We start from the raw sequence: 14,178 nt of genomic DNA, 5'->3' as shown, positions 1-14,178 counted from the left end.
TTCCACGATTACTGTTTCTCATCTACTGCAACGCTAAAGTTAAATTTGGTGAGTTTGTTCGGTGAAATTCTCTGCACCCTTGGGTTCTCACTGATGACCTTCATTCCGGTAGGCAACGAGTCGGTGTCAACTTTCACCAAGAAGTTCTTGCCCTTCTTATCCAGTACCCACTGATCCGGCACGTGGTAACGGCCGTACTGGTCTGTTTCAATAACAATGCCTTCCACCGTCAGCAATCGAATCCCCGGGATACCGTCTTCATAGATACCCTTGTTCTCAATTACGATTTCCCATAGATACTCGTCACCGTCTTTGTATAGGTTACGCGTCACATCAAGGTTCTCTGCACTCAGTCCTTTGCTGCGATCACCCACGTGTTCGGTTGTCACTTTGCCATCTTTGTGCAGCAGTACTCGGGTTCCGCTTTTACTCTCAACGGTCAGGCTGATACCTGCATTAGTCTTGGTAGAGAACTGGAACACCATCTTATTGCTGTCTGGCAAGGTGCGGTTACGTGATACGCCGTAAAGCTTGCTGATTTCAAAACCTTGAACCAAGGCAGACTTAGCACTGTGCTGCGACGAGTGACGGTAATTCAGATGTGCGCCTTCTGTATCTTGAACGCGTTTACCAAACCATCGAGAGTCATTTGGCGCGATATCTTGCACTGGCATTTCACGCCCGTTGCGAATCACCACGGTTGAACCAGGCACGTAGTCGTGCGTTGGAATCTTCGCCGAAACGACAACATCAAACGCGGTTGCGTCAGCTTGGAAACCATCACGGTTGTGGTCTTCAAACACCTTGCCGATGATCGATGCGGTATCGAACAGTTTGTCAGGAAGAATCTCTACCGTTGCCGTAGCGGTATTAGATTTGGCGACTAAGGCACCACTCACCTGACCTTCAGGTGGTGTCATGGCAACGGCGGTATTCACATACTTGCCAAACGTCACCCCGACAGTCACGCGAAGCAGATAGCGAATGCGCACTTTCTCGGTGATGGTCTTCTCTGCGCCGCCATACGCCAGCATGTCGCCAACGTTAAACGTCATGCTGCGTGTTACAGTTGGGTCTTCTTTGCTGTAAACATCGTCTGCGGTGTCAAACTGACCATCAGGACCACTGTTGGTCATTTCTGTCGACCCTGCTACGTAGGCAAAACCCGCTGGGTAACGGTCGACCAGCTTAACGCCCTTAAACTCGGACTCGTTGTTGTTTTGGATGATCACTTCATACTCAACCACGTCACCAACTTGCGCTCCGGTCTTGAGTGCTTCTTTGGTGATAAACAAGTCGCCTTCGTTATCAGCAAACTTCTTCACGTGGATAGTCACATCGTCTGACGCACTCACACCCGTTGCAGGGTCGGTCACGGTGAAGGTGTTAGTGATGTCATCATCCAAACCTTTGTTGATTTCACCAGTAATGGTGATCACATAGCCGTTACCCATATATGGTTGCAGATCGAGTGATAGACCGCCTTGAGGCAGTTGCAGATCGACGTCTTTGTATTCACCAATCACAGTACCCGTTGGCCATTCTTCGATTTTCATCGTCCAACTGGTGAAAAGTGAATTGCCGTTCGCACCCGCGAGTTTGCTGATTTCATCCACCATCTGCGCGCCAGACACCAGAGTAGAGCCTTCGTTGCTGATACGCAGAATGTAAGTCAATTCATCGTCATCATTGGTGTACTCGGCTGCATCGCCTTTACTGGTGGTTTTATCAATCACAAAGCTGACAGACTTTGGTGTGATCATCGCGCTGACGGTTTCAACGGTCGCGTTTTTCGCGCCTGTTTGCGGTTCATCAATCTTATGCGCGGTATTAATGATCTCGCCCATTGCACGCGGGTCAACCGTACCGGTAATCACAAACTCGGCGGTATCACCCGGTGCGATATCCATCGCTACATCAACGTCGCTATTTGCTGAGATTGAACCTGAAACCAATTGCGAACGGCTGTCGTTACTCTTAACGTCAATAGTCCAATCGGTAAATGCGTTCACAACTTCGCGGTTGCCCGTGGTTAGATCCGGACGAGTCTGCACCTTAATGCGCGACATCATGTCTTTTAAGATCACATCGTTGGCAAAACCTTTACTGTCGTTAAACAGCTTGATGCGGAACGTCGCTTTCTCACCCGCGGTGTAAATCGGGTTATCCGCCACTTTGGTAATGATGACGTTGTCTGGCTCTGGCAATAGACTTGCGATAGCAGACGCATGTTGTGCGTAACCCGTATTGACCGTCATCGACGCTTTATTGTCGATTTGACCAATCGCGTAATCATTCACTTTACCTTTGATCACCAGTTCCAATGTATCCTTCGGTGCAAGATGAACCACCGCATCAATATTGCGATTGCTGCCGCTTGGATCTGGTGAGATTGAAGTCAGCTCATTGCCTTTATTCACTTCTACCGACCAACTATCAAAGACCGGCTCGACTAAACCATTGGTTGTTTCTACCGTCATTGAATCAATCATGTCACGCAGTTGAATACCTGACGCAAATGACTCATTTTGGTTGGCTAGCACCACTCGGAAAGTCGATTCTTTACCCGGTTCATACGGCTCTTGCGTATTTGTACCCGTCTCACCAACAAACTTCTCGATGGTCAGTGAGATCGGACGATTCAGAATCGTTGCATCTGCGGTCAACTGAGTTGAATCGCTTAAGTCGACAATCGCCTGGTTGTAGATGTTTGTTGTCGCGTAGCGGTTTACTACCCCATTGATGGTGAAAGTCACGTTACTCAGTGGCGCAATATCCGCGTAAGTATCGATATCTGGATTCTGTCCAGACGGAACCGAAGTCAGCGTAGTCGCTGCATTCGAACTCGATGTGGTGATAGTCCAAGACTCAAATGCTGGGCCAGTTGTGCCATCTACCAGCGTGACCAGTACGTTGCTCATGATGTCCTGAATATGGACGTCATCTGCGATACCTTCGCCGTCGTTCGACACGGTAATAGTAAACGTTGCTGGTTGACCCGCTTGATAGAACTCTCGATCCGCCGTTTTCTGCAAAGTAACCGCCGATGGCTTTGGCTTTATTACCGCACTTGGCTGGTAAACGTTGCTGTTAAACTCAACGTTCACGGTATTAGTAATTTCGCCAATCGCTTTTGCATCCACCTCACCCGCAATGACGTAAGTGATGGTGTCGTTTGGTGCGAGGTCTACCTTGTCGTTGATATCGCTGTTCCAGCTTTTCGACAATGAATCCACTTGGGTCATCGGATTGTTTGCTTCATAGCGGTAAGTCCAACGGCTAAAACCGTTTCTATCAACGCCGTCAGCGGTTTCCACCATCATGGAACTCAGTAAATCTTTAACCTTAATGTCGCTCGCAAAGGCCGCGTCTTGGTTAGTGATTTGAATAACAAAGCCGTTTAGGGTCCCCGGTGTGTAGTACTCTTCATACGGTGTTTTCGTCACCACAATAGATGGAATCATCGGTGTGCTGATCGCATCGTCTTCAACTGTTTTACCGTCATACTCAACGCTAACCACGTTGCGTACCTCACCAATAATTTCTGGCTTTAACGTCCCTTTAACCGTTATGGTCACAACATCTTCTGGTGCAATATCAACACGGTTGTCGATGTATGCACCACTCAGTGCAGGTAAGGTTGTTGTGCCATTTTTTGAGGTGGCATTGATTTCGATACTGCCGGTTTCAAATACAGAAATAGACGTACCGTAAATCGTGTCGGAAACAACGGCATTCACAAGGTCTTTCACGTACACATCGGTTGCCCATACGCGCTGGGTATTGGTTAGGGTGATGGTGTATGTCAGCGTATCTCGCGCCTGATAAATGCTCTTGTCGACTTCTTTCGAAACCGTTACTTCCGCATCAATTGGTTGGTAAGTCGCGCTGTCATGAACAGGGTCGAGATCATCTGCACTAACTTTAACCGTGTTGGTGATCTCACCAATCACGTTGCCTTTAACCGTGCCTTCTAGATGCAACTCGATTTTCGCGCCCGGTGCTAAGTTGTACTTACCAGTAAAGCCATCCGCACTATCGAAATCACTTTGCTCAATGGTGACGGTTTCACTTGCAGAAGCTGGCACGATAGTGAGGCTGCTCTTTGAAGCATCCCATGAGTCAAACGCATGACCAGGCAGCATTCCATCGACCACGCTCGCTTTGATATCAGAAGCGAGATCTTCAATCAGAACGTTTTGCAGATAACCACTGCCAGTGTTTTCAACCACAATATCGAAGCCAATCGAATCACCTGGAGCATACAAAGCAGGCGAAATCGACGCCTCTTTGGTTACGTTGAGTTGACCCGGTTGCGGATAGATAAAGTGCTCACGCAGATCGTATTGAATCGAGTCCACATACAATGTGTTGCCAAACTTGCCCACGGCATCATCACGAACTAGACCAACCACATCGATTTTCAGCACTGTTGGTTCAACGTCTGCCGCACCTAATTTGACGATCGCGTCAATATCACCACTTGCCTGGATTGCGCTTGCATCGTTGTGCATTGCTCCAACGTTTGAGATAAAGCTTGCCGTTGTTGTCCAAGACTTCAACGCTGTCTGCATGCTGCCATCTGCAGTTTCAACCATGAATTTTGAAATCGCGTCTTCAACGTGAACATCGGCGTTCGAGTCAGCAGTGTTGGCGATCAACATAGTAAAGCGTACTTCACCACCCGGTACGTAAGTCGGAGTATCGGTCGACTTCATCGCCAAAATTTCCGCTTCACCTTGGTCTAGAATGACGTCATTAGTCAGTTCATCGCCCACTTGAGCAACGTTGGTAATGGTTCCTGTCGCATCGTCATCCACTGTGCCTTGTAAGCCAAACACCACGCGGTCGCCCGGCATTAAGTCGATGGTTGCATTCAACGGCACAGAACCTGCGTAGTTACCGTTAATGTCAAAACGGTCTGCACTTGGCTGCTCTAGCACTGTGGTTGAGAAACTGCTGAACGCATCGCTGCCTGTCGAAGTTTTTATCTTGCTGAGTTCATCGATGACTGCAACATCATTGGCAATACTTTCACCGGTGTTTTTGACCGTCACTTGGTAGCTAACTAAACCACCAGGGTTGTACTCACAGTTCTCACCAGTACTGGATGGGAAGGTACAACTTCCCCCGTCTGCTGTGGTGTTGGTCACCAGCTTTTCAAATTCAAGTTGTGGCGCGATTGGCGGAATAGTTGGTGTCGATACGCTGTGGCTACCACCCAATGCGTGGTTCGCATCAATAACACCTAGTGCATCATCACGAATCGTCCCTTTGATCACAAAGTGGATTTCTTCTGACGGCGCAATATCAACCATCAAGCTTAGGTCATCATTCGCATCGTAAGGCGGTAAATAGGTATCAACGCCCAGGCCTAAACCTACCGTCGTGGTATTGGTGATAGAGAATGTGTCGAACGCTTGCTCTGTCGCCCCGCCCAACACTTCAACCGTAATATCAGAAACGATATCGCGAATCTCTGTTTGGTCAGCCCATACTTTGGCTTTGTTATTGACGTTGAAGTTGTAAATTACTTCTTCGCCCGGTTTGTAGCTGTCGCCAGATGAATAAGGACGGCCACCGATAGAGACGATGGTCTTGACCACTTCAAGCTCGTCGGCATCAGGTTTGATGGTCGACGTTTGGAATACGCTGCCGTTGTAGTACGGCTTAGCGACCACATCACCCAGTGCGTCTGGACGAATTTGTGTTTCAACCACAAACTCAACCCAGCCACCAGCGGCTAGAGACAAGGTCGCAATATCAATGTCGCTGTTTGCGCCACCAGCATAGCCCGCAATGTCTGTCACCAACTCGTCCGATTTGGTCACTTTGACGTTCCAGCCGAAGGTGTCAAACGTGGCACCTTGCTGATCGTCCACCTCACCCGCTGCGTCTTGGGCAAGGCGTGAAACAATCTTAGAGAACTGCTCTTTTAGTGACGCGCCATACTCAGTACCTTTACCCTTGTTTTCTAAACGCAGGCGGTACACCACTTTTTCACCATCCGGCTCGTGGTTGTAAGTGGCCTTCTTGGTTGCAAACGAGCTATCGGTGTACGCCACGTGGGATTTGGTTAGCTCAGCCGCCAACATATCAACACGTTCAGACGTCAGCGTATGTTTGTCGTTCACCTTGGCGACGTTTTTGATTGGACCAACGGCTTTTTCAGAAATCTTGGCTTTGATGGTGTATTTAACGTAAGTACCACCATCGGCAAAGCTGTTACCTGCAAGGTTAAAGCTGGTATTGATGTTGTCGTTGTCGGCCACTGAACCCGCGTCAGACAGCCCACTGCTATCTACCTCGGTAGTGATTTGCCACGAATCAAACGCAGCACCAATTGTGCCGTCAAAATAGTCGGTGGTGATACCACGAATATCATCGACAACGGGTACTCCTTTAAGGTGCACATTGTTTAGGTTTTTCAACAAGATCTCGTACTGGATATAACCGCCCGGCGTATAACCACCAGTGAGTTCCGTTGTACCATCCGTGTCGAAAATCTTAGTCACGTGTTTAGAGAAGTCGTACTTTTTGGTATCCGCTTTCGACTGCGCACTGACGGTATCGCCATCCACTCTGAGTAAGTTAAGGATCTCACCCACCGCGTTCTTATTCACGGTCGCGGTCACGGTGTAATCAATGGTTTCACCAGCAGGAACCGAGATGTGAGTGAAGATATCTTTGTTGTCAGCGATAGTGCCATCGAGATCAACTTCTGCAGCCGGATTGCCACCGACAACGTTTGGAACTATCGTCCAGCCATCAGGGAACGCAGGGCCTTGTGTACCATCCAGTAAGCCAACCTCAATCGTTGAAAGCTCATCAATGATTGGGATGTTGTACGCCGAACCTTTACCGTCGTTTTCTATCGTTAAGTGGTACGTCAACGGAGATCCTGGTTGATAGTTTTTCTGCTCAACGGTTTTGCTGAAAACTAAGTGGTAATCGTACGGTTCTACCGTAATACCGCCAATGGTGATGTTACCCACCGCGTCTTCACGTACAACACCTTCCACGGTGTAAAGCACATAGTCATCACCCGCAACGTCAATAGTGGTGTTGATATTTTCGTTGTCTTTGACCACCCCATCGAGCGTACCGTCGGTCGTTCCATCGCCGCCGTTGCTGTCTTCTTTTTCTACCGCGACGCTGAACACGTCTTCAAACGGATTCGCTTTGCTGCCATCAAGCAGCAATACATCAACGTCTTTGATGTTCTCAGACACTTTGTGGTTGTTGTAGTAACCCGTCTGCGAGCTGACTTTGACTTTATAAGTCAAGGTATCGCCCGGCGCGTAGTAACGGCTGCTAACGCCATTGACCAGAAGTTCGCGCGTAGTATTGCCGCCACTGCTGATTCTTCTCATCTCATGGTGAGAAACGTGGCTTTGTTGAGTCACTTCTTTGAAGTCACGGTAGATATACGCATCGTTAGCGAGGATGTTGTCGAACGAATCCGATGCATTCAAAGAGCCCACGACGTTGTCTTTAATACGCGCTCGGATCTTAAACTCGCGTGTTTCACCCGGAGCTAAAGAGAAACTGGTACTGTCCGAACCCGGTGGGTAAACCAGATCTTCCGTTGTTTGCCCTTGCCAACCTGCGCCATCTCCGTAGTCAAACTCCCAATACTCAAACGGAGATTGGTCGTAATAATCTGGGTATTGCTTGTCTTTGTCGTTGGCGAGCACCGCTTTAATTTCGGTTAGGCGGTCAACCAGCTTCAGTTCGTCTGCCGTGTTGGCACTGTTGTTTTGCACATAAATGCTGTAGATCACATCTTCGCCCGGCACAAACAGCGTCTTATCGGCGGTTTTTACGATCGATACATTAAGCTTCTCTTCGCCGCTGTCACCGATCTCGGCGGAGGCAGACTGGTTGAGCCCTGTCGCTGGGTCGCGAATATCAACCGTGTTAGAAATCTCTTCTTTGTCGTAGTCGCTACGCACTAAACCGTGAATGGTGTAAGTAATGTAACCAAAGCCTTGTGCGGTTTGTGGGTCAATATCCACCTTGGTATTGATATTGCCGTTATCCGGGTAGTTTGACTTGCTACCCGCGTAACTGCCCGTTTTAAATGGCGAGTTGTTGTCGTCCGTCGCAGACGTAATCGTCCATTCCGAAAAGGCGCTCATCCCAATGATGTCATCGTTTACCGCGACTTCATTGGCATAACCCGCACCTCGGTTAAATACCGAAACCTGAAAGTCGACCCACTCGCCTGGGACAAAGTTATCGTCGTAAGTCGTTTTCACCACCACCACATCGGGTGTTTTGGGTTTCACCAATGCGGTATCAGACAATTGTGATTGTGAATCTGAATCAGGCGTTTCAATTCTCGCGGTATTTTTGATTTCGCCATAGATGATTTCATCACCGTTGCTGCGGTCAATCTGCGCAACGATGGTGTAGATGATTTCTACGTTTGGCGGGATTTGCGCGACAGTATCGAGATCTTTGTTGTCCTCAAAAGTACCCACATCAGTATACAGTTTGTTGCCATTAAGCAATGGGTTGTCGGAAACAATCTCAGCACTGATTGTCCAAGACGAGAACGCTTGCTTAGTTGCAGTATCTGGCTCTAGTAGCTTGGCTTGGATGCTAGAGATTTCGTCAACAACGCGTACATTCGTCGCATAACCGTTCCCTTTCGGGTTTTTCACTCGAACTTGGTAAGTGACTTCAGTTTCTAGCTTCGCGTAACTGGTGTACTCACCGTGAAAGCTTGAATCATTATTGGTTTTCACCGCTTTAGACATTTGCAGCGAGAAATCACGAGGGTCAGAACCACGGTCTGCGTAAACCGTCCCATCAACCGTTACACTGTTCTGGATATGACCATTTGCCAGCGGATGAGTCTTTGCTTTGATTGTGTAGATAATGTACGAGTGCGGCTCTAGCGTCGCCAGTACATTCAAATCGTCGGGATTAGTCAGCGTGCCCGATATACCGGTGTCGGTCGATGTCGCTGCCGAACCATCAGAACGGTATGCCTCTGCTGTGATTTCCCAGCTTAAGAATGCAGGAATAAGTTTGCCTGTTGTGCTAACGGTTTCAAGAACTGAGATCTCGTCAACAACCGGAACCATATTGGCAAAACCATCACCATCGTTATCGATACGTATGGTGTAAGTCAGCGTGTCACCCGCCGAGTAATAACGGCTATCTACGTCTTTACTTGCGCGTAGGTTGTCGTCTGGCATCTGCACACCAGAGCCATCTTCACTCACGTTATCGCTACAAGCGGCATCATCTAAGATCAAGCCAACGCTTGAATCATTCACTTCTGCCGTCAGTTTGTATTGAACCGTTTTACCCGGGGCAATGTCTGGCGATACGGTGATTGGCGATGTCGTCCACGCGCCATAGTTGTAACTGCCTGGGTCTGTACCCTGATCATCCTCGCTGCTCGCGGGTTCTAACTTCCAGCGTTTAAACGCCTGCCCTACCCCAGCACCGGCAGCTTGGTCTGTGGTGACACAGGTTAGGTCATCAACCACTTTCAGGTTGTTAGCAAAATATTTAGACGAGCTGTTCGAAACGGTAATGTCGTATTCGACCGTTTGACCCGGAACATATTGAGAGGCGCTAGTCGTCTTTTTGATTGAGATTTCAGAATCATCGACGTCTAAAACGCGCTCGGCAATCATTACCGAGCTAACCTGAGCATCTTGAATAAAATCACCATGCTCGTCATAGAGTGACGCGTTCAGACCTTGAATGTCACCAATCGCGACTGGCGAAATGTCAGCGGCAATTTCATAGCTGATGGATTCATTCGGATACAGCGAGATGGTGTCGTCAAACGCTACATCGCTTTGAGTTCCGGCGTCATTGAATGACGAGTGAGAGTTGGTGCCAATATTGGTGACACGAATCGCCCAAGTCGCAAACGGGTTGCCCGTTACGTCGGTGTGATTGTGTTCAGCTTGCAGATTGTTGCCTAGGCCAAGCGTCGCTATCACGCTATCAATATTGTGTTTAACGTTAAAGTCATGGGCTACGCCAGCACCAGTATTCTTCACCTCAATATTAAATACGCGCTGTTCACCGACTAAGTACGCAGAGGTTTTGTTGACCGAGTGCGTGATACTGACTTCTGCTTTTGCTGGAGGAGTAGTACGTTCTTCACTGACAACCAAGCCATCTTTGGTCGTCGAACTTGCGGACGTGACAATGTCACCTACCAAGTCATCAGCAACCGTTGCGAGAATGGTGTAAGTCAACGATCCACCCACATCGATCTTTGCGTCCATGACGTTAAGGTTGTCATTGGTGGCAAACGTGCCTAATTCACTGTCGCTGCCCGATTCTTTACCGCTAATCGATACAGAGCTAAACGGGCTAACCGACGCACCTGCGATATTCTCAACAGCAAGCGATTTAAACGCCTGTGTAATGTCGAGACCTTGCACGGCGTATTCACCCGTATTGGTCGCGGTTAACGTGTAAGTTAAGGTTTGGCCAACAACGTACTCCGGTTTATCGACTGACAAACTCAAGCTGTACTGATAAGGGGCCGGATTGAACACGGTGGCCTGCGGCGATTCAAACTGCTCTGGAGTGCCATCACCGTCAACATCAAGGCTTACTTTGGCGTTAGGTAGCGTTATAGCGCCAGTAATATCGTCACTCACCTTTGCCTGCATGCGATAGACAATTAAACCATACGGAAACAGTTCCGCATCCATCACATCGAGATTGTCGTTCGTGCTGGCATACGTACCCGGTTCTGATGCATAGGTAAAAGAAGCGGTCGTCGTCAGGCTTGTAAATGCTTTGGCATTGCCTGATTCTGTCGAAGATAAGGTGTCCCATACCAAATATTGCACAGCGACATTTTTTATCCTTTTCGCTGTATTGTTTTTTACCGAAACTTCATACTCGACAACTTTGCCGTTTTCGTAAATCGCTTCAACAGGCGAAACACTAACGTCAATATCTGCTGCCAATGCGCGAGCTGAGAAAGCCAGCAGAAACAAAGTTAATAATGTATAAAATCTAGAAGAAAACTGATTAAACAAACTGAGTTATCCCACTGTAAATAGGTTGTTATTAACTGCAAAAAGACTTCGACAAGGATTGACGAGGTGCGAATTATTGATTGGGGTTTTATTTTCGGATGGATAATATACCAATGAATTGGTTATTTAAAGACCACCAGGATATAGAATTAAATTGATTACCATATATGTAAGAATTGACTTACAATATATGGTGCCATAAATAAGATTCTTTAAATTTAGATATATTTAAAACAGATAAAATGCATTGTTTATAAAACATTAAAATTAATTAAACTATATTTAAATTTATTAACAAATGAAGGAATGAGCTTCAAGTCAGTTGAAGCTCATTGTTTAGACGCGATGTTATTTATACTGCAAAGCAATTCGATTAGATAGCGTAACAATCACATTCACCGCCTGCTCCATGCCTTCTATCGTGATAAACTCATGAATACCATGAAAATTATACCCACCAGTAAAAATATTAGGACATGGTAGCCCCATAAAGGATAATCTCGCGCCATCGGTTCCACCACGAATCGGCTTGATTATCGGCTCAATGTCACATGCTTCCATTGCTTGTTTAGCCAAATCAATAATATGTGGGAATGGTTCAACCATTTCTTTCATATTGAAATAACTATCTGTCAATTTTAATTCAACTTTACCTCTATTTAAGGCCGAATTTAGTTCATCAACCTTTTGCTGCATAAAGGCTTTCCTTTGTGCTAAACCGTCGCGTTCAAAGTCGCGAATAATATAACTTAGCTCACTACGTGCTACCGACATACGTGCCGATTTTAAATGATAAAAACCTTGGTATCCGTCAGTGGCTTCTGGAGTTTCATCTTCCGGCATCATAAGTTGGAATTTGGCGGCGATATTCATCGAATTCACCATTTTGTCTTTCGCGGTTCCCGGATGAACATTCACACCATGGCAAATCACATCGGCGGTAGTGGCATTAAAATTCTCGTATTCCAACTCACCTACAGGGCCACCATCAATCGTGTACGCCCACTCTGCGCCAAACTTCTCGACATCAAATAAGTTTGCGCCACGGCCAATTTCTTCATCTGGCGTAAAGCCAATGCAGATATCACCATGAGCGATATCCGGGTTAGCAATAAGATGCGCGACCGCGGTAAGGATTTCCGCAATCCCAGCTTTGTTGTCTGCCCCTAGTAATGTGGTACCGTCTGCGGTAATTAAGTTGTGTCCATGAAGCTTATGAAGCTCTGGATATTGGATAGGAGACAGCACTTCGTCGCCTTTGCCTAGTGCGATATCACCGCCTTGATAGTCTTCAACAATCTGTGGTTTCACATTTTTACCCGACGCATCCGGCGCGGTGTCCATATGGGCGATGAATCCCACCGCGGGCACAGGATAATCAATATTACTCGGCAGCCTTGCCATCAAGTAACCGTTGTGATCGAGAGAAACATCGCTCAGACCGAGGTCGATCAGCTCTTGTTTTAGGTATTGCGCAAAGGTCATCTGCCCTTCACTACTTGGGCATTGGGCATTATCTGGGTTTGATTGTGTATCAAAGGTAACGTAGCGCAGAAAGCGTTGTACTAATTTATCCATCGTGTCTATCTCTTGTAATGACTCTCTTATAATGACGCTCTTATCATTCGGGCTCAGCGGCCATAGAGCACATCCTACGCTTAACAATATGAGAGGCTTTGCTGTAAATCAGGTTTCTTTCTGATTAGCAAAAACACAAAAGCTCGGCGCAAAGGCCGAGCTTTATCATATAAGTGAGTTTTACAACTTATAGCAGGATAAAAATACCCGCTAGACATGCGCTCATCAGGTTGGCTAACGTACCAGCCAAAACCGCTTTGATACCTAGATTAGCCACTTCAGAGCGACGCTCTGGGGCAATCACACCAATAGAGCCAAGCTGGATAGCAATTGAGCCAATGTTAGCAAAGCCACACAGCGCAAAAGTGATGATCACTTGGCTGTGCTCAGAAAGCAGCGCTTTGTGCTCAACAAAGTCGATGAAGGCAACAAATTCGTTCATTACGATCTTCTGACCAATGTAAGAACCCGCGGCTAGCACTTCGTGAGAAGGTACGCCGATCACCCAAGCCAGTGGCGAGAACAGGTAACCAAATAGCGCTTGCAGGGTGATACCACCGAAACCCGCTACTTCACCTAAGCTCTCAAGACCGGTGTTAACCATCGCGATCACACTGACGAAGGCAATCAACATAGTACCCACGGCAACCGCAACCTTCATACCGTTCATCGCGCCACTCGCCAGTGCATCGATAACGTTACTTTCTTGCGCTTTGTCCATTTCAACAGAGGATTGGTCAACCGGCGTATCACGTTCAGGAACGATAATTTTCGCCATCATCAAGCTACCCGGTGCAGCCATAAAACTCGCGGCAATAAGGTATTTAAGCTCAACGCCCAATCCTGCATAGCCACCAAGTACACTGCCCGCTACCGACGCCATACCACCAGCCATTACAGCGAACAATTCAGAGCGAGTCATACGAGAGAGGAATGGACGAACAAGAAGAGGAGATTCACCCTGAGAAAGGAAGATATTGCCTGTCGCAACGAGGGATTCAGCTTTACTGGTACCAAGGAATTTCTGGATGCCACCACCGATAAATTCGATGACTTTTTGCATGATACCTAAGTAATAAAGGGCAGAGATTAAAGCACTGAAGAAAATGATAATAGGGAGAACGCGAACAGCAAAGATAAAACCAGTATTAGCTAAGTCACCAAATAGGAATCGAATACCTTCATCGGCAAATCCTAATAGACTCGAAACACCACTACTTAAACTGGTTAGTGCGGCTTGTCCCCAAGGGAAATACAGCACCAAAGCAGCAAACCCGACTTGAAGCAACAATGCACGAGACACTGTTTTCCAATTAATCGACTTGCGACTTTCTGATAGTAATACTGCACACGCTAACAGTACGACTATACCGATTAAGCCAAATAAAACATTCATTTAAGATAACCTCTACAAGCATTGAGTTGGCAGCTGGTCCGGTCCGTGGGGTCATTCACCATTCCCTGTGACGGCTTGTATTGGTAGAGCACTGCTCTTAACCGGGCGGAAAGTATAACGAACAAAAATAGATATTCATCACATATTTTCAGGCAAACGTTCAACTGTTCACTC

The 14,178-nt window shown here is 47.3% G+C and carries 3 protein-coding genes; all 3 read right to left on the bottom strand.

Translation table 11 applies throughout. The features are described from left to right. Positions 1–8 precede the first annotated feature (8 nt). The 3 genes from AKJ31_RS01805 to AKJ31_RS01795 all read right to left on the bottom strand — a co-directional run bounded on the left by AKJ31_RS01805 (position 9) and on the right by AKJ31_RS01795 (position 14,004). Positions 9–10,958 carry a DUF11 domain-containing protein gene (locus AKJ31_RS01805; RefSeq protein WP_245639011.1) on the bottom strand — a complete coding sequence of 3,650 codons (10,950 nt, stop codon included), beginning with the start codon at positions 10,956–10,958 and terminating at the stop codon, positions 9–11. Positions 10,959–11,378: 420 nt separating this feature from the next. Further along, complete coding sequence (gene pepT / locus AKJ31_RS01800; RefSeq protein WP_053407374.1) at positions 11,379–12,608, bottom strand: peptidase T; 1,230 nt, start codon at positions 12,606–12,608, stop codon at positions 11,379–11,381. Between the two features lie 187 nt (positions 12,609–12,795). Further along, entirely contained in the window at positions 12,796–14,004 is a 1,209-nt protein-coding gene (locus AKJ31_RS01795) for a NupC/NupG family nucleoside CNT transporter (protein ID WP_053407373.1), read from the bottom strand. Between the last annotated feature and the right edge of the window lie 174 nt (positions 14,005–14,178).

Origin of the sequence: Vibrio hepatarius (assembly GCF_001274785.1) — a bacterium.
Lineage (GTDB): Bacteria > Pseudomonadota > Gammaproteobacteria > Enterobacterales > Vibrionaceae > Vibrio > Vibrio hepatarius.
This window is presented reverse-complemented; position numbering and strand designations above follow the sequence as displayed.

Coding starts and splice junctions, on each gene's coding strand:
- pepT (WP_053407374.1), bottom strand. CDS start 12,608: ATGGATAAATTAGTACAACGCTTTCTGCGCTACGTTACCTTTGATACA.
- AKJ31_RS01795 (WP_053407373.1), bottom strand. CDS start 14,004: ATGAATGTTTTATTTGGCTTAATCGGTATAGTCGTACTGTTAGCGTGT.